The following is a 19446-nucleotide window of genomic DNA, read 5'->3' as shown; positions in this document are numbered from 1 at the left end:
TTACTTTCTCGGTTATTCGGCCGGCTGTGGCGCGACCGCGGTTTCGGCTTCGCGATCGCTTGGCAAGAAGACCGCCGCCAGCGTCGCAATCAGCGCCAGGGCGGCGGCCAGAACGAAGAGCCAGGTAAACTCGTCCGTGACCTGTTTGATTTCCGCAACGGCCCAGATCGCCGCTGGCGCGGTGCCGAAGGCAAGTACGAACTTGGCGCCGTAAGCGAGGCTCCTGTGGCGCTCCGGCGTGTAGCGGGCAAGCAGCATGTTCTCGGCCGGAAGCGCGGCCGTCGAGAGCAGAACCGTGAGCGCCGCGGCCAAGACGAGCGGCAGTCCACCCAACAGCCCGATCGCGACCAACACCGGAACCTGCAGAAGGAATGCGCCGATGTAGAGCGGCTTCAAGGGCAGCCGGTCGGCCATGTAGCCGCCGAGGATCTGCATCACGCCGCCGACGGTGTAGACCGCCGCCACCACGGCACCGATACCGAAGGCCCCCTCGCCCACCATATCGCGGAGCCGCAGGTCGAAGACTTTCGGCAAGGCGGCCTGCGTCGCCTGGAACAGCAGCCCCATCACGGTCATCGTGAGTACCAGGACCAGAAACACGCGAAGCAGCTCACCGCGCCCGGAGGGCTTGTGGGCGACCGTATCGCCGGCGCCCTCGGCCACCAGCCCCCGTGCGATGGCGATCCAGAGCAGAAGTCCGGTCGCGACACTGAAGAGGCCGGGCACGATGAAGGCCGCCCGCCAGGAAAAGAGATCGATCAGGGCTCCGGCCACCAGTCCCGCCGAAGCCACGCCGACGGCACCGAACACACCGTTGATGCCGAGAGCCTTGCCGCGCTTGGCCGCCGACTTGACCAGCCAGGCGATCCCCACCGGATGGTAGATCGAGGCAAAGAGGCCGATCGCCGCCAGGCCGATGAGCAGGGCCGTCGGCTGGTCGACCAGGCCGCAGACGATGGCGGACGCGCCCATTCCCAGGAAGTAGACCACCATCATGCCCCGGGCCGACCAGCGGTCGCCCAGCCAACCGGCAGGCAGAGCCGCCAGACCGACGAGGAGCGCGCCGAGCGCCCATAGCTCGATCAGCTCGTGGTAGGGCAGGCTCCAGACCTCTTCCAGCGACAGCACGATCACGAAGTAGAAGGCCGTGAAGAGGTGGACGTAGAGGTGACCCAGACAGCTGAAGATCAGCGACAACCGGGCGGAGGGCGCAGACATGGACTTCGCCTATGACCGAGGAATCGTCCGCACCTTGCCGCGCGCGCCCGGCCGGAGCAAGGCTGGGCCTCGCATGGCTGGCTTGCCGTCAGGGACCGCCGCCTGCAGTGCTGCTCGGATCCGCGCCGGGGCGCGACGAGCCGGCTGCCTCCGTCTCACGACCGATCCAATCGAGGAAAGGCTGGTGACCGGCCTCGATCGGCAGCGCGACCACGCAGGGCAGTTCGTAGCTGTGAGCCTCGACGATCAGCCGTGTCGCCGCCGGCACCAGATCGGTGCGGGTTTTCGCGATCAGGACCGCCTCCGAACCTTCCTGCACCTGCCCGTTCCACCAGAAGATCGGGGTCATTCCCTCGATCACGTTGGCGCAGGCAGCCAGTCGCGCCGCGACCAGAGCTCCGCCGATCGCCTTGGCCTCGCCGGCTGTCTCGGCCGTCACGTAGAGCAGCTTGTAAGTCATTGCTTTCCGATCCATCGCTGAGGTCTCGAGGTGTGAGACTTTAAAGGTATCGCTCGCTGGCGCATCGAGGGAGACGCGGCTACCCTAGGGTCAGGGGTGCTGGGATGGCGGCAATGCGAAGCGGTGCAGGCGGACGAAGAAGCCCGACAGCGGCCCAGCGGGCCTACCTGCGGCGCGGCCTCGGCCAACCGGGCGGAAAGCTGCCCTTGTTCGACGACCGGGGTCAGCGCTACCCCGGCAGTACGATCCGAAGCTGTATCGAGCGGGGCTGGGCGGAGCCCTGGTTCGAAAACCCGATCAAACCGGATTGGCTGGTCTGCCGCCTGACTCTGGCAGGACGCAACTTGGTCGAAAAATACGAAAAAACAAATAATTAACGAATTTTTTTAAGAATAAAAATCAATGCGAAATGGTCGGGACGGCAGGATTCGAACCTGCGACCCCCAGTCCCCCAGACTGGTGCGCTACCAGGCTGCGCTACGTCCCGAACTCTCGGCCGGATGAACCGCTCCTGGAAAGGCGGCCTGACGCGAGGACCGCTATATAGCGGTCGCGGCTACGGCTGACAACACGAGCCTTGTCCAACGTCCGCCAGACCGCCTCGCCAGGGCCGTCCTAGAGCGCGATCGTCTCAGGCGGAAGCGCTTCGCTTCCGCCTGAGACGTGAATCGCCCTCTAACCTGATGCTGAGAGTAGGATTTTCACGTCCTGGTGGGATCGCCAGAGCGAGTCCATCTAGGGCGATGCTGCTCTAGGACGTGACTCGCTCTCGAAATACAGGAAAGAGCAGAATCGCTCTGGGCGATTCAGACTCTAGGTTCCAGCCGCCTTGCGCAAAAGATCGCGCAAGGTCGCCAGTTCGTCGCGTAAGCCGGTCAACTCGGTACGAACCGCGGCGGTCAATTCCGGCGCCGTTCGCGTCTCGGCTGGAGCGGCAAGAGCTTCACCCTTGCTCTCGCGCAGCAGTTTCTGCACGCCCTTGATGGTGTAGCCTTCGCGATAGAGCAGGTCCCGAATGCGCCGCAACAGCCCGATATCGCTCGGTCGGTAGTAACGCCGCCCGCCGCCGCGTTTCAGCGGGCGGACTTGGCTGAACTTGGTTTCCCAGAAACGCAGGACATGTTGAGGGATGTCTAACTCGTCGGACACCTCGCTGATGGTGCGAAAGGCGTCTGCCGACTTACCGCCGGCCCGGCCGCCGCTCCGACCGCCTGACTGGCCCGTTGTCTGATCGCTCTCGCGCGTGGCACGTCCGGAAACGACTTGATCGGTCACGAGTTGCTCGGTCCCGCGCTGCTAAACTGAAAGGAATTAGCCGTGTTCGGCTTGGTTGATCTTGTGTTTCAGCACATGCGAAGCGCGGAACACCAAGACCCTGCGCGGCAAGATCGGAACTTCCTCGCCGGTCTTGGGATTGCGCCCAACGCGCTCGCCTTTGTGACGTACGGAGAAACTGCCGAAGGACGAAATCTTCACGGTATCGCCAGCGACCAGAGCGGAGGAAATCTCGTCGAGGACCGCCTCGACCAAATCCGCAGACTCGTTTCGAGATAGGCCAACCTCTTCGTACACGGCCTCACTGAGATCGGCCCGAGTAATGGTCGACCCGCTCATCGGCGCCTCTCCTCTATAAGCTGAAACAAGAGGTTACTTGAGAGCGTTCAAGCGGTCAATCACGCGAAGTGTGCAAAGAACGGGACAAGCTCGCCAACTACCAACGCAGAATCGCCGATCCCCAGGTGAAACCGCCGCCCATGGCCTCAAGCAACAGTAGATCGCTGGGCTGCAGGCGGCCGTCGCCGGCAGCCTCGTCAAGCGCCAGCGGGATCGAAGCGGCCGAGGTGTTGGCGTGTTTGTCGACCGTGACCACGACTTGATCCATCGGAAGGTTCAGCCGCTTGGCCATCGCCTCGATGATGCGGACGTTGGCCTGATGCGGCACCAGCCAGTCGATATCGCCGGGCGTGAGCGCGTTCGCCTCCAAGGCGGCATCGATCGCTTCGGCCATGCGAACGACGGCATGCCGGAACACCTCTCGTCCCTCCATCCGCAGATGTCCTGTGGTCTGGGTCGAAGACGGCCCTCCGTCGACGTAAAGCGCGTCGTGGTGCCGGCCGTCGGAGTAGAGATGGGTCGAGAGGATGCCACGGTCGTCGTTGCCGCCTTGACCGGGTTCGGCCCGCAGCAAAACGGCGCCGGCGCCGTCGCCGAAGAGCACACAGGTCCCACGGTCGTCCCAATCGAGAATACGGCTGAAGGTTTCTGCGCCGACGACCAAGGCCGTCTTGGCCTGGCCCAGACGCAGGAAGTTGTCGGCCACCGCCAAACCGTAGACGAAGCCGCTGCAGACCGCCTGAACGTCGAAGGCGGCGCCGCCGGTGGTGCCGAGCTGCGCCTGTACCCGGGTCGCCGTCGCGGGAAAGGTCTCGTCCGGCGTGGCCGTGGCGCAGACGATCAGATCGACGGCCTGGGCCGGCACGCCGGCGCGTTCGAGCGCCTGACGGCAGGCGGCGACGGCCAGGTCGGATGTCAGCTCGCCCTCGGCCGCGATGTGGCGCTGACGAATGCCGGTACGCTTGACGATCCAGTCGTCCGAAGTGTCGACCTTTCGGGCCAGCTCGTCGTTGGTCCAAACGGTCTCCGGCAGATAGGCGCCGTGTCCAATCACTTGCGAACGCAAGGGCATCAGGGGATCCGGGGAACTTGGGCCGGAGCCGGTTTAGACGGCTGCAGCCTGGGCGGGACTGGAAGAGCGACGGTCGAGTTTTCCGATATCGGCACGAATCGAATCGATGAAGCGATGGCGCGCCAAATCGACAGCAAGTGTAACAGCATGCGCGAAACCTAGCGCATCGCTTCCTCCATGGCTTTTCACGGCAATGCCGTTCAGGCCCAGCAGGACGGCGCCGTTGTAGCGGCGGGGGTCCACGCGCTTGCGCAACTTACGCATCGCCGGCTTGGCCAGAAGGTAGCCCAACTGGGCGAGCGGCGAGGATCGGAAGGTGCGGCGGAGAAACTCGGTATAGAGTTTTACGGTCCCCTCCGCGGTCTTCAGCGCGACATTGCCGGAAAAGCCGTCCGTCACCACGACATCCGTCGTACCGGTGGCGATGTCATCGCCCTCGACGAAGCCGTAGAAGCGGCCCGGCAGATTGACCTCGCGCAGGATAGCGGCCGCCTCCCGCAGTTCCTCGTGCCCCTTCTGCTCCTCCGAGCCGACGTTCAGCAGTCCGAAGCTCGGCTCCTGCAGTCCCAGGACCGAACGGATGAATGCGTTGCCCATAACCGTGAACTCGACCAGGTTTTCGGCGTCGCAGGCAACATTGGCGCCCAGGTCCAGCATCACCGACTCGCCGCGCAGCGTCGGGAAGAAGGAGGCCATGGCGGGACGGTCAATCCCTTGCACCATCTTCAAGGCGAACTTGGCCATCGCCATCAAGGCGCCGGTGTTGCCGGCCGAAACGCAGGCATCCGCCTCGCCGTCTCTCACGGCGTTGATCGCCAGCCGCATCGAGGAGTTGCGGCCGCTCCGCAGGGCCACCGACGCACGCTCGTTCGAATCGACGACCTCATCGGTATGAACGATCCGCGAGACCTTCTTCAGCTTCTTCAACTTGTTCAGAAGCGGGCGGATCTGCTCTTCGCGTCCATAGAAGACGAAATCCAGGTCGGGCTTACGGCGCAAGGCCATATTCGCGCCCCGTATCACAACGGCCGGCGCGTGATCGCCTCCCATGGCGTCCAACGCGATGACTAAACGAGCGCTCACAGCCTCTATAGGTTCCAAGTGCCGCAGGCGAACCCGACGGCGGCGACTTAGAACTCGTCCTTTGGCTCTAGGATCTGACGACCGCGATACATCCCGGTCTTCAGGTCGATATGATGCGGGCGACGCAACTCGCCGCTATCCTGGTCTTCGACATAACTCGGGGTCTTCAATGCGTCGTGGGCGCGGCGCATATCGCGGCGCGACTTCGACACCTTCTTCTTGGGTACAGCCATCTTTCTACATCCTTATTCTTGCAAGGTCGAACTGTGCTCCCTCTCGAGAACATGCCCTTGGTACAAAAAAGCAGCGCGGCCGGGCGTCAAGACCGCCCCACCCCGAAGCCCCGGACCCTGCGCTTTACACACCCAGCACCCCTAGGGGACGCTGGCATTCCAGCCCCTCTTAGCCCAAAACGAAAGGGAGCGGCAAGGGCGCCGGCCTCGCGCGCGGCGTCTTTGTCACAAGCTACCTCTTACGCCCCTCACCTCTTCCCGCCCGTCCCGGTCGGAGCTGTTCAAGCACCGCGAAGGGAGAGATCTCCCGATTCGACGAAGCGGCAGCGCCCGCTCCATCGGTCTGTTGCGCGTCCGGAGCGCCATCGGGCCCGAACTCGCTTCGGTTCAACACAGCCTCCGCCGCGCGCGGAAAGGGATCGAGCGCGACCGCCAAAGTCTGCGCCATCGCTTCCCCCAGATCGATCGCTCCATGCTCGATCGGCTCCGGCGGATCGTCGCCCTCGGCATCGACCAGGACCTCCCCGGCATCCTGAAGCTGAGACTCCGTCGCGAAGCTCAAGGAAACCGGCAATTCGAGAGCGAAAGGCACCGGCTCCAAGCTCACCACGCAGACCTGCGCGCCCTCTGACCGCAAACGGCCGGCAACGCGGACCAACCCGGCCCCGACCCGATTCACCTGAAGATCCGCGCTCAGGCGGTCCAGACTCTTCAGATCGAAACGTACCGCCAGGGCCGCGCGTTCCAGGGGTTTCGCCTCGATTTCGACGAGGGCCGTCTGCGCCCCGAGCTTGTCCAGCGCAAAGGGGCGCGAAAACTCCGGATCCGGCCCGCGCAGCCTGCCTTCGGCCAGGCCCTGACTCCCCTTCCGCATGGTCGTTTCCTTCCATTCCCGGCCGCGACCGAAGCTCTCTAACCGGCCCTTAAGCGGCGTCTTTCAGCCGATCTCGGTGACCGCAGTTTCGGAGGATGCCTCCTCCACCGAAGGCGGGGGGCCGAAGACGATCCGGCCGACGAGAAGCTCGGCAATCGCCTGATCCGACAGATCCCGTTTCTCCCGTCGCAGATAGGCTGCCATGCCTTGGATCTGCAAGGGGCTGGGCTGGTCACCGCTGCCGTAGAGATTACGGGTCAGCGCAGCCTCCAGATCCGAGGGCTCCCGCGCAGCCAGCGCTTGCTCGTAGGCCCGGTAGCGGCCCATCAAAGCCTCGCCCATGGCCTTGAGGCGCGTTGCGCTGCCGTGATCGCCCGCACCACTGTTCCGAACCGACTGGTCGAGATGGAAAGCCATGATATCGAACAGGCGTTGCGACAAATCCTCGGTTGCGCTGCGATCCTGCTTCAAGCGATGAAAAACGAGGAAGGAATGCAGCGCGAGGAGCTCGAAGCGGCCGTCGACGCTGTCCGGAATCGCCATATCCGTATAGAATCCAGGCTGGCGCGCCTGGATCACGATCGTATCGTAGAGAGCACGCGCCGCCTCGTCCCCGCGGCGGTCGCCGGGAGTCTTCAAGGGGTTGCGGCTAAACAGTCGTGTCAGCACAATCGCCTCGCCTTTCGTGGGGCTTCGGCATTATTTAGAGAGTCGCCCCGGACCGTTGACCGTCAAATGGCAGATTCCGGCCAGAGGTCAAGGCGACGTTGCCAGGACGGATGTAAAGACCATGTTCGAGTTTACGTTACCTCATCTTCGCCGGCTGCTGTTCGCCGGCACAGCCGCTTTTCTGCTCGCCGGCTGCGCGGAGCGCGTCGACGTGCGCGGCAACCTGCCGGATGTCGAGCAAGTGGTTGAGATCCAGCCGGGTCTGTCGACCCGTGACGACGTGGTTCGGATCCTGGGGACGCCTTCGACTCTCTCCAGCTTCCAGGATCGCACCTGGTACTACATCGGTCAGCGCCAGGAACAGTTCGCGTTCCTCCGGCCCGACGTCACCGACCGCAGTGTGCTGATCGTCACCTTCGACGAGCGCGGACTGGTTCAGGAAACCCGCCTGAACACCATCGAGGACGGCCGCAGCGTCGATCTGGTCGATCGGGAAACCCCGACCGAGGGCCGGGAACTGACGGTCCTGCAGCAACTGTTCGGCAACCTAGGCCGCTTCCCCGGATCGACGGGGGAGTAGAACCCTGCATCCAGGAGGGGCGTTCGGCCACCCCTGGCTCGGCGCCGCGCAAACGAAAAAGGGCCCGGAGAGATCTCCGGGCCCTTCGTCGTTTTACCTGCCACTCGTTAGTGCGCGAGCACCGCGAGCAGGAGCAAAGCCACGATGTTGGTGATCTTGATCATCGGGTTGATGGCAGGGCCGGCGGTATCCTTGTAGGGATCGCCCACCGTATCGCCGGTGACCGCGGCCTTGTGAGCCTCGGAGCCCTTGCCGCCGAAGTTGCCGTCCTCGATGTACTTCTTGGCGTTGTCCCAGGCACCGCCGCCGGCCGTCATGGAAATCGCCACGAACAGTCCGGTGACGATCACGCCCAGCAACATGGCGCCAAGCGCGGACAGTGCCGCCGACTGATCGGCAACGACCCAAACAACGAAGTAGAGCACCAGTGGCGAGAAGATGGGCAACATCGATGGGACGATCATCTCCTTGATCGCCGTCTTGGTCAGCATGTCGACGCAGCGCGCGTAGTCCGGCTTCTGCGTGCCTTCCATGATACCCGGCATCTCCTTGAACTGGCGCCGGACTTCCTCGACCACGGCACCGCCGGCACGGCCGACCGCCATCATGCCCATGGCGCCGAAGAGATAAGGCAGCATGCCGCCGACGAAGAGGCCGATCACCACGAAGGGGTTCGACAGCGAGAAGTCGACGACGACGCCCTCGAAGGCCTCCACCCCTTCCGCGATGAAGAAGTTCAGATCCTCGGTGTAGGCGGCGAAGAGCACCAAGGCGCCGAGACCGGCCGAGCCGATCGCGTAGCCCTTGGTCACCGCCTTCGTGGTGTTGCCCACGGCATCCAGAGCATCGGTGGTCTCGCGCACGCTGGCATCGAGGTCCGCCATCTCGGCGATCCCACCCGCGTTGTCCGTGACCGGGCCGAAGGCGTCGAGCGCCACCACCATTCCGGCCAGGGCCAACATGGCCGTCACCGCGATGGCGATACCGAAGAGGCCGGCAAGCATGTAGGTCAGATAGATGCCGACCACGATCACCAGGGCCGGCAGGGCCGTCGCTTCCATGGAAACAGCCAGTCCCTGGATCACGTTGGTGCCGTGCCCCTTGACCGAAGCTTCCGCGACCGACTTGACCGGCCGGAAGTTCGTGCCGGTGTAGTACTCGGTGATCACGACGATCAAGCCGGTGACCGCCAGCCCGACGAGGGCGCAGAGAAAGAGGTCGAAGCCGGTAAAGACGGTGTCGCCGTAGCTGTAGTCCGTGCCGAATCCGATCGTCGCCCAAGTCACCGGGATAAAGGCGATGGCCGAGAACACCACCGATGCGCCGAAGCCCTTGTAGAGAGCGGCCATGATCTTCTTGCTCGGCCCGAGCTTCACGAAATAGGTGCCGGCAATCGAGGTGAAGATGCAAGCGGCGCCGATCAGCAGCGGATAGAGCATCATGTCCGGCAGGAACGTCTGGCCGGCGAAGATGATCGAGGCCAGCACCATAGTGGCCCCGACCGTGACCACGTAGGTCTCGAAAAGATCGGCAGCCATGCCGGCGCAGTCGCCGACGTTGTCGCCAACGTTATCGGCGATCACGCCGGGGTTGCGGGGATCGTCCTCGGGAATGCCGGCTTCGACCTTGCCGACCAGATCGGCGCCGACGTCCGCGCCCTTGGTGAAGATGCCGCCGCCGAGGCGCGCGAAGATCGAGATCAGGGACGCACCGAAGGCGAGCGCCACCAGGGCCGCCACGATCTCACGGTCGCCCAGACCGTAACCGACGAGCAGAAGCAAGGCGAAGTAAAGGCTGAGCCCGAGCAACGCGAGCCCGGCGACCAGCATGCCGGTCACCGCTCCGGACTTGAACGCCACGTCCAAGCCCTTCTCCAGCCCGCCGGTCGCGGCGGCCTGCGTCGTACGCACGTTCGCGCGCACCGAGACGTACATTCCGATGTAGCCGGCAAGTCCGGACAGCACGGCGCCGATCAGGAAGCCGATTCCGACGATCGGGCCGAGCAAGATGGAAACCACCACGAAAATGACCGCTCCAACGATGGCGATCGTCCGATACTGGCGGTTGAGGTAAGCGGCGGCACCCTCCTGGATCGCAGCCGCGATCTCCTGCATGCGCTCGCTTCCGGCGTCTTCCGCAAGTACCGATTTCGCCGTGATCGCGCCATAGACAACAGCGACAAGTCCGCTGAGGATGACGAGAATCAGAGTCACTTCCATGAGACGCTTCCCCCGTTTGCCCGAACCGACTGCCCACGCTTTCCAACCATCGTTCGGACGGTCACGCGGACACTCGAAAGTGGTGTGAAATACCCAGTGCGCCCCGCTCCGAAACGAGGCGCGCGGACCATGGCAGAAGTGCCTCGTTATGGCAACAGAGTCAAAGAAACCGGGGAGATACCAGCGAAACGGCAGTGTTTGTCCAGGACCTTCAGGCGGTCGCGGTCCGGCGCGTTCCGAGCCAGGCCAGCGCGGCGAGGACAAGCAGCAGAGGCACCACCACCGCGAGGTTGACCGCCGCCCATCCCAGGCCGTTGTAGAGGGCGCCGGACGAAAAGGCCGTGATCGCGACGGTGCCCCAGATCAGGGTGTCGTTGAGCGCCTGCACCTTGGCCTTTTCTTCGGGCCGGTACGTTTCCGTCACCAAGCTGGTGCCGCCGATGTAGAGGAAGTTCCAGCCCAGGCCCAAGAAGATCAAAGCGACCGAAAAGTGGGTCACCTCGACGCCCGACAGATTGACGCCGACGCAGCCCAGGATCAGGAGCACGCCGAGTCCGAGAACCGGCAGGTGCCCGAACTTCTGGATCAAATGGCCGGTGAAGAAGGAGGGCGCGTACATACCCAGTACGTGTAGCTGGATCACGAAGGCCGCAACTTCGAAAGGATGGTCGCAGCCGAGCATCGCCAGTGGCGTCGGCACCATGATCAGGTTCATGGCGCCGTAGCCGACCATGGCGGCGAGGACCGCGACGATAAAGGCCGGCTGACTGGCAATCTCCAGCAAGGGCCGCCCGCTAGCACCGCCCGCCGCACGGACGGGCGTCGGGATGCGGATCAACTGGAGCAACGCCATCACAAGAAGGTTCAGAACCGCGATCGCCAGAAACCCGCCGAAGAACAGCAGCGGCTCAAAGAGATCGCGTGTGTGCTTTGCCAGCTCCGGCCCCAGAACCGCCGCCCCGACGCCACCGGCCATGACCAGAGAGATGGCCTTGGGTCGAAAGCCGGGGCTGGCCGTGTCCGCGGCGGCGAAGCGATAGAAGCCGCCGTGCACCGCCATCACGCCCAAAAACCCGGAGCCAACGCAGAGCAGCACGAAACTGCCGTACCAAACCGCGGCAGCGGAGATCAGACTCCCCACGAGGCCGCAGAACGCTCCGAGCGTGAAACCGGCCCGGCGGCCGAAGCGCTGCATGAAGAAGGAGGCCGGTATAGTGCTGCAGAGCACCGCCAGAAACTGCAGAGCCAAGGGGAAGGTCGCGAACTTCGGATCGGCGGCGAGCATGTAGCCGACCACCGCCGAAACGGTCATCAGCAGGCTGAGCGAACTGATCGTCAAGGCCATGCAGGCGGCCAGCACCGCGACGTTGCGGACTGTGGGATTGCGGTCTCCCGAGAAGGGCTGAGCTATGGATTCCGTCATGGCGGCGAGAGCTTAGCGACAGCACTTCTCCGGCGCCACCTGCAGAGCGACAGGTCAGCTTTGTAAATCGCGCTGGCCCTTGACCCGGTCGACCGACCGGATCAAAACGTCGGTGATCACGCCAGGGCCGAGTTCGCGCTCGCTGACCAACAGGAGGCGCTGCTTGACGAGCGGCAGTTCCGCCCCGCCCTGGCGGACGAACTCCAGCGACATCAAACCGTAAAGCTCGGTGTTGAAGGCGTCGATGACCCGCGGCATGGCCTCGCGTAGCTTCGCATCGGCCTCCGGGCCTGCCACCTCGACGGAAATTGCCAGCGTCAGATGATGCGTCACGCGGTTGTTTTCGATCACCGGGACCAGCAGTTTGTCCAGACTGACGTAAAGCGGCGCCGGTTTTATCGCCGCCTTTTCCGCCTGCATCTTCTCGTAGAGCGGCATACCGTAGGTCCAGGCGGCAAAGCCACCGCCACCCAGAAGGGCGAGTAGGACCAGCAGAATTACGAGGCGCTTCATTTTCGAGCTCTGAACCGGAGTTTAAGTCGCCGGCCCAGACTCCCCTAGGCGTGGTAAAGGCCGAGTAAAGTCGGCTAGAAGTGAACCCAGCCGGGGCTTTCCAGCTCCAACCGGCGGCCCTCTCGATCCAGCACCGTAACTCCCGGTTCCTCGAGGGTCCGGCCGATACAGGCGACCGGGACGCCCGTCTCGCGGCTCAAGGCCGCAATCGCCTCGGCATTCTCCGGCGCCGCCGTAAAGGCCAGTTCGTAATCGTCTCCGCCGGTTAGAATCAAAGGCAGACAGTCCGGATCGTCGGCGAGTACCGATCCCGCCGCCTCCGACAGCGGGACGTCGGCGGACCGAACTTCCATGCCGACCCCGGAGGTCTTCGCGATATGGCCGAGATCCGCCACCAGGCCATCGGAGATATCCAGACAAGCGGTGGCAAGGTCCAACAAACCCGGCCCGAGCGCGGTTCGCGGCTCGGGGAGGCGGTAGCGCGTTTCGAGAAAGGCACGCTCTCGCTCCGGCAGGCCGGTGAGGCGGCCTTGTCGAACCAGAAGACCCAGCGCGCCATCCCCGATCGTGCCGGTGACGTAGACGAAGGCCCCCGGTTCGGCGGTTCCACGCTCGAGTACCCTCCCGTCCGGAACCCGCCCGAAAGCAGCCAGGGACAGGGTCACGGGACCGGGTGTCGAGACGGTATCGCCACCCAACATGACAAGACCGTAGCTGGCCTGATCGGCGGCAAGACCTGCGGCGAAGCGCTCGATCCAGCTCTCGTCGCGCGCCTTGTCCAGCGCCATCGTCAGCAGATAGCTCTCGGGACTGGCCCCCATGGCCGCCAGATCCGAAAGATTGGTCCTCAAAAGCTTCCGGGCCACGAGATCGGCGGGATCGTCCGGCAGGAAATGAACCCCCTCGACCAGGGTATCGATCGTGGTCACCAGTCCGCGCGCACCGTCGGGCGCGATCACGGCGGCGTCGTTGGTCAAGCCGAAGGCCCCCGGCGCGTCCTTCGCCAAAGGTGCGAAATGACGCGCGATCACAGCAAATTCGTCGCGCGCGCCCATGGATTCAACCGAACGCCTCGGCTCTGACCAGACGGGCCAAACGATCCAAAACGCCATTGACCAGGGCCGGCTCGCGCCCCCCGAAGAAGTCGTGGGCCAGTTCCACGTACTCGCTGATCGCGACTTTCGGCGGCACGTCGGACCGGTGCGCCAATTCGTAGGCGCCCGCGCGCAAGATGACCCGCAAGAGAAGCTCGAGACGCCCAAGCGTCCAGTCGGGCGCAAGCAGGGGCGTCAGCATCTCGTCCAGCCCTGGTTTTCGCGACGAAACGCCCTTGACCAGATCGCTGAAAAGGTCGCGATCCATATCGGCCAGCCGCAAACCCTCGTCGATCTCCTCCTCCAGCCGGTGCTGCAGGAACTCCAGCAACACAGCGTCGGCGCCGACTCCCGCCACCTCGATCTGATAGAGCGCCTGCGCCGCGGCGAGCCGGGCGATACGCCGCCTGCGCGCGGGATCGTGTCGGGGTGCGGGGGCCATCACGTCTCTCAGCGGGGAAAGAGCCGAAAACGGCGCTTGAGATCTAGCATCTGAAGGCAAGCGCGCGCCGCTTCACCACCCTTGTTCTTCCGATCGCGCGCGGCGCGGGCCCAGGCCTGATCGGCGTTCTCAACCGTCAGGATGCCGTAACCGAGCGCAAGGCTGTAGCGCACCGCCAGATCCTGGAGGCCGCGAGCGCTTTCGCCACAGACATAGTCGTAATGCGAGGTCTCGCCGCGGATCACGCAGCCGAGAGCCACATAGCCGTCGAAACGACGGCGGCCGGCGAAGAAATCCATGGAGCGAATGGCGTACTGGATCGCCGCCGGAACCTCGAAGGCGCCAGGCACTTCAAAGCACTCGTAGGTGGCATCCGCCGTCTCCAGCGCCTCGATCGCGCCGGCCCTCAGTTCGTCGGCGATCTCGCTGTAGAAGCGAGCCTCCACCACCATAATGTGTGGGCGGTCGTCCATGAAACCTACCTACTCCGTTACTTAGCGCGACGCGTTTTACCGTCCGGCTGAGGCCGAGCCGCACCGCCGGCCGATCCGCGATCCTACCCGATGACAGTCATGCAGGCTCGCCGTCCAGGGGCAGTTGGCCGACGACGCGCAGGCCGTAGCCTTCGAGCCCGACGATGGTGTGCTTGGTGTTGTGCAGAAGGACCATGTCCCGAACGCCGAGGTCCAGCAGGATCTGTGCCCCCTCCCCGTAGTCGCGCAGTTGCACGGAGGGACGCCCGCCCTCGTCCAAGCGCGCCTTGATCTCTTCTTCCAGGCTACTCGCGTAGGGTTGGCGGATCAAAACCGCGACCCCACGCCCGGAGTTGCCGATCACCTCCAGCGCCGCCTCCAGTTCGCCGCCCCGGCCAAGCGACAGATCGCCCAGCAGGTCGTCGAAGAGGTTAAGGGCGTGGACCCGCACCGGAACCGGCGCGCCGTCGTCGATCTGCCCGCGCCAAAGCGCCACGTGCTCGGCGCCGGTGACGGTGTTGCGATAGATCGTCATGGTGAAATCGCCGCCGTGGCGGCTCGCGAAATTGCGGTCCAGTCGCCGCTCGACCAGCTTGTCGTGTTTGCGGCGATAGGCGATCAAATCGGCGATGGTCGCAATCTTGAGGCCGTGGCGCTGCGCGAAGGCGATCAAGTCGTCGCGCCGGGCCATGGTCCCGTCTTCGTTCATGATCTCGCAGATCACACCGGCCGGAATGAGCCCCGCCAGGCGGGCAAGGTCAACGGCGGCCTCCGTATGGCCGGTTCGCACCAGAACGCCGCCGTCGCGCGCCATCAACGGGAAGATGTGGCCCGGCGTGACGATATCCTTCGGCCGGCTGTTCGGATCGATCGCAACCCTGATCGTTCGGGCCCGATCCGGCGCGGAAATCCCTGTGGTGACACCCTCGCGGGCCTCGATCGACACGGTAAAGGCCGTCTGATGACGCGTTTCGTTGCTGCGCGCCATCATCGGCAGATCGAGCTGTTCGATCCGCTCGCGCGTCATGGCCAGGCAGATCAAACCGCGACCGTAGGTGGCCATGAAGTTGACCGCCTCCGGCGTACACATCTGCGCCGGGATCACCAGGTCCCCTTCGTTCTCCCGGTCTTCGTCGTCGACCAGGATGAACATGCGGCCGTTGCGCGCCTCCTCGATCACCGCCTCGATCGGCGAGGCCAGCTCACCGAAGGTGACGCGCCAAGGGTCCTGCGGGTTGGGATTCACCATGGAGTCTTCGCTACAAATCCAGAAAGCTGGCGTCAGACGCCGACCGCGCGGCTGGCCAGCAGCCGCGCAACGTAGCGTGCGAACAAGTCGATTTCCAGGTTCACCCGGTCCCCGCCGCGCAAACGTCCGAAGGTCGTGACCGCGTAGGTGTGCGGGATGACGTTCACCCCGAAGGTCGCACCGCCGCCCTCCCCGTCCCCTTCCCGGTCCTCGACGTCGTTGACCGTCAAGGACACGCCGTCCAGGGCGACGGAGCCCTTGGAGGCGATGTAGGGCGCGATCTCCGGACCGACGGCAATCCTGAAACGCCAGGACCCGCCCTCCTGAACAACCGTTTCCACCCCCGCCGTCGCGTCGATATGGCCGGAGACCAGGTGACCGCCCAGTTCCTCGCCCAGCGCCAAGGCACGTTCGAAGTTCACCGGCGTCCCTTCGCGCCAAGCGCCAAGGGTGGTCTTCGACAGCGTCTCGGCCGAAGCATCGACCGCGAACCACCCTTGCCCCCGATCCACCACCGTCAGGCAGCAACCGTTGCAGGCAACCGAAGCACCCAAGGCAATCGTCGCCGTGTCATAGCCGGTTTCGAAGGCGAAGCGCGTGTCGCCCCGCCGCTCGATGCTGCGTACCGCGCCCAGATCCGTAACGATTCCCGTGAACATGACGAAGGATTTAGCTCGCCCGGCGCCAGCATTCCAGAAGATCCGGACCGAGGCGTTCGAAGCCTTCGAAGTCGAAAGCCGGCGCTTCGACCAGACGGTCGAGCCCGAAGCCCGCAACAGCAGGCAGGCCGTCGCCGCCGATCAGTCGGCCAGCCTGGAACCACGCCAAGCGATCGACGAGGTCCGCGCGCAGAAATCCAGCGGCGACTTGGCCGCCACCCTCGACCAACAGGCGCGTGATGCCACGCTCGGCGAGCACTGCCAGCACCTCCGTCACGTCGAGACGCTCCGCCGCATCCAGGCCGACGGTCAGAACCTCGACGCCCGCCTCGCGGAGCGCGGTCAAGCGATCCTTCGGATTGTCGTCCCGCGTGAAAAGCCAGGTCGGCTGCCGGTCGGCCCCGGCGATCATCTTGTGGGTCAAGGGGGTCCGCAAGCGGCCGTCGAGCAGCACCCGAAGGGGGTTGCAGGACGTCAACCCGGGCAGTCGAACGTCAAGCTGCGGGTCGTCGACGCCCGCCGTCCCGGCACCGACGAGCACCGCATCGTGATCGGCGCGCAGCAGGTGCGCGCGTGCCCGTGCGGCTTCGCCGGTGATCCACTTGCTCTCGCCGCGCTGAGTCGCGATGCGCCCATCCAGCGTGGTCGCGAGCTTCAAGGTGACAAGCGGCCGCTGTCGGCTGATGCGCAGAAAGAACCCCTCGTTCAGGCTGCAGGCTTCCTCGGCCATCAAACCGACCTCGACCGAGATGCCGGCGTCGCGCAGTTGTTGCAGCCCGCGCCCCGACACCCGGGGATCCGGGTCCTCGCAGGACACCACGGCGCGCGCGATACCCGCCTTGATCAAGGCCTCCGTGCAAGGCGGCGTCTTGCCCCAATGGGCACAGGGCTCGAGGTTGACGTAAGCCGTTGCCCCCTTGGCCGCCGCACCGGCGCGAAGCAGGGCTTCCGTTTCGCCGTGAGGACGCCCGCCGGGCTGGGTCCAGCCGCGCCCGACCACGCGACCGTCACGCGCCAGGACGCAGCCGACCGATGGATTCGGAGCGACGCGGCCGAGACCGCGCTCCGCCAGACGCAGGGCCGTCGCCATCAAGGCGTGGTCTTGTGGGCTCCAGGAGACGGATCTCGGGTCACCGGACGGCGGCAGACCGGGCGGAACCTGACCGGGCGGCATCAGTGCGTCTGGTCTTCGGCCTCGACGCCGAGCTTACCGATGAAGTCCTCGAAGTCGCCGACTTCGCGGAAGTTCCTGTAAACGCTCGCGAAGCGGACGTAGCCGATCGGGTCCAGAGTCGCCAGCGCATCCATCACCATCTCGCCGATCAGCTTCGAGGGGATCTCGCTTTCACCGGACGATTCCAGACGCCGGACGATGCCATTCGCGACCCGCTCGACGCGATCGCGGTCGACCTGTCGTTTCTGCAGCGCGATCAGCATCGACCGCAAGATCTTCTCGCGATCGAACGGCTCCTTACGGCTCTTGCTCTTCAGCACGGTCAACTCGCGAAGCTGAACGCGCTCGAAGGTCGTAAAGCGAGCGCCGCAGTTCGGACACTGGCGGCGTCGGCGGATTGCGGCATTGTCCTCGGTCGGCCGTGAATCCTTTACCTGGGTATCCTCGTTGCCACAGAACGGGCAGCGCATTCCAAACTTCTCCCCCAATATCCCCGAAACACCACGCAGGCGTGTGGTGGACTACGACTAGACTTCCAAATCCGGATAAATCGGAAAACGTTGGCAGAGCGTCTTCACCTCCGCCTTGACCTCTGCTTCCAAGGCCGCGTTGCCCTCTTCACCGCTACGGCGCAGCCCATCGAGCACCTGATCGATGAACTGTCCGACCCGCACGAACTCCGCCGTGCCGAACCCGCGCGTCGTGCCCGCCGGGGTTCCGAGACGAATGCCGCTGGTGACCATCGGCTTCTCCGGATCGAAGGGCACACCGTTCTTGTTGCAGGTGATACCGGCCCGATCCAAGCTCGCCTCGGCGGCCTTGCCCGTCAGCGCCCGCGGCCGCAGGTCCACCAGGCAGAGATGATTGTCCGTCCCGCCGGTGACCATGTCGAAACCCGCCTCCATCAAGGTTCCGGCCAGCGCCCGAGCGTTCTCGACGATCTGACGGCTGTAGGTCTTGAACTCGGGCCTGAGCGCCTCGCCGAAAGCGGCCGCCTTGCCCGCGATGGCATGCATCAGCGGCCCGCCCTGCAAACCCGGAAAAGCCGCGGAGTTGATCTTCTTGCCGAGATCGGGATCGTTCGACAGCACCATGCCGCCCCGCGCGCCGCGCAAGGTCTTGTGCGTGGTGGTCGTGACGATGTGAGCATGGGGCAGCGGGCTGGGATGGACGCCGCCGGCCACGAGCCCGGCGAAGTGCGCCATGTCCACCAGGAAGTAGGCGCCGACCTCGTCGGCGATCTGGCGAAAGCGGGCGAAGTCGATGATGCGCGGATAGGCCGACCCGCCGGCGATGATCATCTTCGGCTTGTGCGCGCGCGCCAGCCGCTCGACCTCGTCGAAATCGATCAGACCGTCGTCCTTGCGCACCCCGTACTGAATTGCGTCGAACCACTTTCCGGAAAGGTTCGGTGCCGCGCCATGGGTCAGATGACCGCCCGCCGAGAGAGACATGCCCAGGATCGTATCGCCCGGCTTCAACAGCGCCAGCATGACCGTCTGGTTGGCCTGCGCGCCCGAATGCGGTTGTACGTTCACGAAGCTGCAATCGAACAGCTTCTTGGCACGTTCGATCGCCAGGGTCTCGACCACATCGACGTGTTCGCAACCGCCGTAGTAGCGGCGCCCCGGATAGCCTTCCGCATATTTGTTCGTCAGCACCGACCCTTGGGCCTCCAGAACCGCGCGAGAGACGATGTTCTCGCTGGCGATCAGCTCGATCTGGTTCTGCTGGCGACCCAACTCGTCGCGCAAGGCTTCCGCCAGATCGGGATCGCTCTCGCGGACCGAAGCCGAGAAAAAAGCGCTCGGCATGCTTTCCAGGTTTTGCGCGGCGTCTGAGGGGCTCATGGCAGTCACCTTCTGTCTGAAACTCTGTTTAGCGGCGAACCGTACCGGGATATCGCGCCAGGACATCGCGCCGGGCGTCGCAAAAACCGAAGCGGAGGCCCTAGGGCGCGCCGAGCTTCTCCACACGGCCGGCATGACGTCCGCCCTCGAAAGGGGTGTCGAGAAAGGCGAGCAGAATGTCCTTGGCTGTTTCCAGCCCTGTGATGCGGGCGCCAATCGCCAGGACGTTGGCATCGTTGTGCTGACGCGCCAAGCGGGCCGTTGTCGTGTCGTGACACAGGGCCGCACGAACGGCGGGATTACGGTTGGCGGCGATCGAAATGCCGATACCGGTCCCGCAGACGATCACGCCGCACGGCGCCTTCTTCGATGCCAGGGCGGTGGCGATCGCCTTGCCGTAGTCTGGATAGTCGACCGACTCGGGTCCATTCGTGCCCAGGTCGAGCAGGCTGTAGCCGAGCGAGGTCAACTCCTTCGCCAAGCACTGCTTCAATTCATAGCCAGCGTGATCAGCAGCCAGCGCAACGGTCTTGTCGGTCATGACTCT

At 64.6% G+C, this 19446-nt stretch carries 23 protein-coding genes and 1 tRNA gene; 2 read left to right on the top strand and 22 right to left on the bottom strand.

Annotated elements, in window-relative coordinates; all coding sequences use genetic code 11:
- Positions 1-12: 12 nt before the first annotated feature.
- Complete coding sequence (locus tag DBZ32_RS02335; protein ID WP_119165515.1) at positions 13-1218, bottom strand: MFS transporter; 1206 nt, start codon at positions 1216-1218, stop codon at positions 13-15.
- A gap of 88 nt (positions 1219-1306) precedes the next feature.
- Complete coding sequence (gene cutA / locus DBZ32_RS02330) at positions 1307-1678, bottom strand: divalent-cation tolerance protein CutA (RefSeq protein ID WP_119165514.1); 372 nt, start codon at positions 1676-1678, stop codon at positions 1307-1309.
- A gap of 113 nt (positions 1679-1791) precedes the next feature.
- On the opposite strand from cutA, the gene DBZ32_RS02325 reads away from it, so the two are divergent.
- Positions 1792-2055 (top strand): hypothetical protein, encoded by a 264-nt coding sequence (locus DBZ32_RS02325; RefSeq protein WP_407923483.1) that lies wholly within the window; start codon positions 1792-1794, stop codon positions 2053-2055.
- 33 nt (positions 2056-2088) lie between these two features.
- On the opposite strand, the gene DBZ32_RS02320 is transcribed toward DBZ32_RS02325, so the two are convergent.
- From DBZ32_RS02320 to DBZ32_RS02285, 8 genes are all read right to left on the bottom strand, one after another.
- A tRNA-Pro gene (locus DBZ32_RS02320) sits at positions 2089-2165 on the bottom strand.
- A gap of 326 nt (positions 2166-2491) precedes the next feature.
- Complete coding sequence (locus DBZ32_RS02315; protein ID WP_119165512.1) at positions 2492-2953, bottom strand: MerR family transcriptional regulator; 462 nt, start codon at positions 2951-2953, stop codon at positions 2492-2494.
- Between the two features lie 36 nt (positions 2954-2989).
- On the bottom strand, positions 2990-3292 hold the full coding sequence (locus DBZ32_RS02310) for an integration host factor subunit alpha (RefSeq protein ID WP_119165511.1): 303 nt from the start codon (positions 3290-3292) through the stop codon (positions 2990-2992).
- A gap of 97 nt (positions 3293-3389) precedes the next feature.
- Entirely contained in the window at positions 3390-4364 is a 975-nt protein-coding gene (locus DBZ32_RS02305; protein WP_119165510.1) for a beta-ketoacyl-ACP synthase III, read from the bottom strand.
- Between the two features lie 33 nt (positions 4365-4397).
- Complete coding sequence (gene plsX, locus DBZ32_RS02300) at positions 4398-5447, bottom strand: phosphate acyltransferase PlsX (RefSeq protein ID WP_119165509.1); 1050 nt, start codon at positions 5445-5447, stop codon at positions 4398-4400.
- Positions 5448-5494: 47 nt separating this feature from the next.
- On the bottom strand, positions 5495-5680 hold the full coding sequence (gene rpmF, locus DBZ32_RS02295; protein ID WP_119165508.1) for a 50S ribosomal protein L32: 186 nt from the start codon (positions 5678-5680) through the stop codon (positions 5495-5497).
- Positions 5681-5912: 232 nt separating this feature from the next.
- Positions 5913-6554: a YceD family protein gene (locus tag DBZ32_RS02290; RefSeq protein ID WP_119165507.1), complete on the bottom strand. Its 642-nt coding sequence runs from the start codon at positions 6552-6554 to the stop codon at positions 5913-5915.
- Positions 6555-6617: 63 nt separating this feature from the next.
- Entirely contained in the window at positions 6618-7223 is a 606-nt protein-coding gene (locus DBZ32_RS02285) for a ubiquinol-cytochrome C chaperone family protein (RefSeq protein WP_119165506.1), read from the bottom strand.
- A gap of 121 nt (positions 7224-7344) precedes the next feature.
- Between DBZ32_RS02285 and DBZ32_RS02280 the strand changes: the two genes are divergently transcribed.
- Positions 7345-7803 (top strand): outer membrane protein assembly factor BamE, encoded by a 459-nt coding sequence (locus DBZ32_RS02280; protein WP_119165505.1) that lies wholly within the window; start codon positions 7345-7347, stop codon positions 7801-7803.
- Between the two features lie 107 nt (positions 7804-7910).
- Here the strand turns inward: DBZ32_RS02280 and DBZ32_RS02275 are convergent, their stop codons facing one another.
- The 12 genes from DBZ32_RS02275 to rpiB form a co-directional block, all read right to left on the bottom strand.
- Positions 7911-10022, bottom strand: coding sequence for a sodium-translocating pyrophosphatase (locus DBZ32_RS02275; RefSeq protein ID WP_119165504.1), 2112 nt, complete (start codon positions 10020-10022; stop codon positions 7911-7913).
- Positions 10023-10233: 211 nt separating this feature from the next.
- Positions 10234-11445: an MFS transporter gene (locus DBZ32_RS02270; RefSeq protein ID WP_119165503.1), complete on the bottom strand. Its 1212-nt coding sequence runs from the start codon at positions 11443-11445 to the stop codon at positions 10234-10236.
- A 54-nt stretch (positions 11446-11499) separates the two neighbouring features.
- The gene (locus DBZ32_RS02265) at positions 11500-11958 is read right to left on the bottom strand and encodes a flagellar basal body-associated FliL family protein (RefSeq protein ID WP_119165502.1); all 459 of its coding nucleotides are present in this window, start codon (positions 11956-11958) and stop codon (positions 11500-11502) included.
- Between the two features lie 74 nt (positions 11959-12032).
- Positions 12033-13013 carry a thiamine-phosphate kinase gene (gene thiL / locus DBZ32_RS02260; protein ID WP_119165501.1) on the bottom strand — a complete coding sequence of 327 codons (981 nt, stop codon included), beginning with the start codon at positions 13011-13013 and terminating at the stop codon, positions 12033-12035.
- A 4-nt stretch (positions 13014-13017) separates the two neighbouring features.
- Entirely contained in the window at positions 13018-13494 is a 477-nt protein-coding gene (gene nusB / locus DBZ32_RS02255) for a transcription antitermination factor NusB (RefSeq protein ID WP_119165500.1), read from the bottom strand.
- Between the two features lie 8 nt (positions 13495-13502).
- Entirely contained in the window at positions 13503-13967 is a 465-nt protein-coding gene (locus DBZ32_RS02250; protein WP_119165499.1) for a 6,7-dimethyl-8-ribityllumazine synthase, read from the bottom strand.
- A gap of 97 nt (positions 13968-14064) precedes the next feature.
- On the bottom strand, positions 14065-15216 hold the full coding sequence (gene ribB, locus DBZ32_RS02245) for a 3,4-dihydroxy-2-butanone-4-phosphate synthase (RefSeq protein WP_119165498.1): 1152 nt from the start codon (positions 15214-15216) through the stop codon (positions 14065-14067).
- A gap of 32 nt (positions 15217-15248) precedes the next feature.
- On the bottom strand, positions 15249-15875 hold the full coding sequence (locus DBZ32_RS02240; RefSeq protein ID WP_119165497.1) for a riboflavin synthase: 627 nt from the start codon (positions 15873-15875) through the stop codon (positions 15249-15251).
- A 10-nt stretch (positions 15876-15885) separates the two neighbouring features.
- The gene (ribD, locus tag DBZ32_RS02235; protein WP_268877929.1) at positions 15886-17049 is read right to left on the bottom strand and encodes a bifunctional diaminohydroxyphosphoribosylaminopyrimidine deaminase/5-amino-6-(5-phosphoribosylamino)uracil reductase RibD; all 1164 of its coding nucleotides are present in this window, start codon (positions 17047-17049) and stop codon (positions 15886-15888) included.
- The gene (gene nrdR, locus DBZ32_RS02230; protein ID WP_119165496.1) at positions 17049-17519 is read right to left on the bottom strand and encodes a transcriptional regulator NrdR; all 471 of its coding nucleotides are present in this window, start codon (positions 17517-17519) and stop codon (positions 17049-17051) included. Before nrdR ends, ribD begins: the two co-directional genes overlap by 1 nt.
- Before the next feature lie 57 nt (positions 17520-17576).
- A complete protein-coding gene (gene glyA, locus DBZ32_RS02225; RefSeq protein ID WP_407923485.1) occupies positions 17577-18863 on the bottom strand; it encodes a serine hydroxymethyltransferase in 1287 nt (428 codons plus the stop codon).
- Between the two features lie 136 nt (positions 18864-18999).
- The gene (gene rpiB / locus DBZ32_RS02220) at positions 19000-19440 is read right to left on the bottom strand and encodes a ribose 5-phosphate isomerase B (RefSeq protein ID WP_119165495.1); all 441 of its coding nucleotides are present in this window, start codon (positions 19438-19440) and stop codon (positions 19000-19002) included.
- Positions 19441-19446: the final 6 nt, after the last annotated feature.

Source organism: Algihabitans albus (assembly GCF_003572205.1).
In the GTDB taxonomy this organism is placed as follows: Bacteria; Pseudomonadota; Alphaproteobacteria; order Kiloniellales; family DSM-21159; genus Algihabitans; species Algihabitans albus.
Note: the sequence above shows the minus strand (reverse complement) of the source record. Positions and strands in the feature narration are given on the sequence as shown.

Excerpts from the sequence above, each read along its gene's own strand:
- DBZ32_RS02335 (WP_119165515.1), bottom strand. The coding sequence starts at position 1,218 with ATGTCTGCGCCCTCCGCCCGGTTGTCGCTGATCTTCAGCTGTCTGGGT.
- cutA (WP_119165514.1), bottom strand. The coding sequence starts at position 1,678 with ATGACTTACAAGCTGCTCTACGTGACGGCCGAGACAGCCGGCGAGGCC.
- DBZ32_RS02275 (WP_119165504.1), bottom strand. The coding sequence starts at position 10,022 with ATGGAAGTGACTCTGATTCTCGTCATCCTCAGCGGACTTGTCGCTGTT.
- DBZ32_RS02325 (WP_407923483.1), top strand. The coding sequence starts at position 1,792 with ATGCGAAGCGGTGCAGGCGGACGAAGAAGCCCGACAGCGGCCCAGCGG.
- nusB (WP_119165500.1), bottom strand. The coding sequence starts at position 13,494 with ATGGCCCCCGCACCCCGACACGATCCCGCGCGCAGGCGGCGTATCGCC.
- glyA (WP_407923485.1), bottom strand. The coding sequence starts at position 18,863 with ATGCCGAGCGCTTTTTTCTCGGCTTCGGTCCGCGAGAGCGATCCCGAT.
- nrdR (WP_119165496.1), bottom strand. The coding sequence starts at position 17,519 with ATGCGCTGCCCGTTCTGTGGCAACGAGGATACCCAGGTAAAGGATTCA.
- thiL (WP_119165501.1), bottom strand. The coding sequence starts at position 13,013 with ATGGGCGCGCGCGACGAATTTGCTGTGATCGCGCGTCATTTCGCACCT.
- ribD (WP_268877929.1), bottom strand. The coding sequence starts at position 17,049 with ATGCCGCCCGGTCAGGTTCCGCCCGGTCTGCCGCCGTCCGGTGACCCG.
- DBZ32_RS02280 (WP_119165505.1), top strand. The coding sequence starts at position 7,345 with ATGTTCGAGTTTACGTTACCTCATCTTCGCCGGCTGCTGTTCGCCGGC.
- DBZ32_RS02250 (WP_119165499.1), bottom strand. The coding sequence starts at position 13,967 with ATGGACGACCGCCCACACATTATGGTGGTGGAGGCTCGCTTCTACAGC.
- DBZ32_RS02270 (WP_119165503.1), bottom strand. The coding sequence starts at position 11,445 with ATGACGGAATCCATAGCTCAGCCCTTCTCGGGAGACCGCAATCCCACA.
- DBZ32_RS02310 (WP_119165511.1), bottom strand. The coding sequence starts at position 3,292 with ATGAGCGGGTCGACCATTACTCGGGCCGATCTCAGTGAGGCCGTGTAC.
- rpmF (WP_119165508.1), bottom strand. The coding sequence starts at position 5,680 with ATGGCTGTACCCAAGAAGAAGGTGTCGAAGTCGCGCCGCGATATGCGC.
- ribB (WP_119165498.1), bottom strand. The coding sequence starts at position 15,216 with ATGGTGAATCCCAACCCGCAGGACCCTTGGCGCGTCACCTTCGGTGAG.
- DBZ32_RS02305 (WP_119165510.1), bottom strand. The coding sequence starts at position 4,364 with ATGCCCTTGCGTTCGCAAGTGATTGGACACGGCGCCTATCTGCCGGAG.
- DBZ32_RS02240 (WP_119165497.1), bottom strand. The coding sequence starts at position 15,875 with ATGTTCACGGGAATCGTTACGGATCTGGGCGCGGTACGCAGCATCGAG.
- rpiB (WP_119165495.1), bottom strand. The coding sequence starts at position 19,440 with ATGACCGACAAGACCGTTGCGCTGGCTGCTGATCACGCTGGCTATGAA.
- DBZ32_RS02290 (WP_119165507.1), bottom strand. The coding sequence starts at position 6,554 with ATGCGGAAGGGGAGTCAGGGCCTGGCCGAAGGCAGGCTGCGCGGGCCG.
- DBZ32_RS02265 (WP_119165502.1), bottom strand. The coding sequence starts at position 11,958 with ATGAAGCGCCTCGTAATTCTGCTGGTCCTACTCGCCCTTCTGGGTGGC.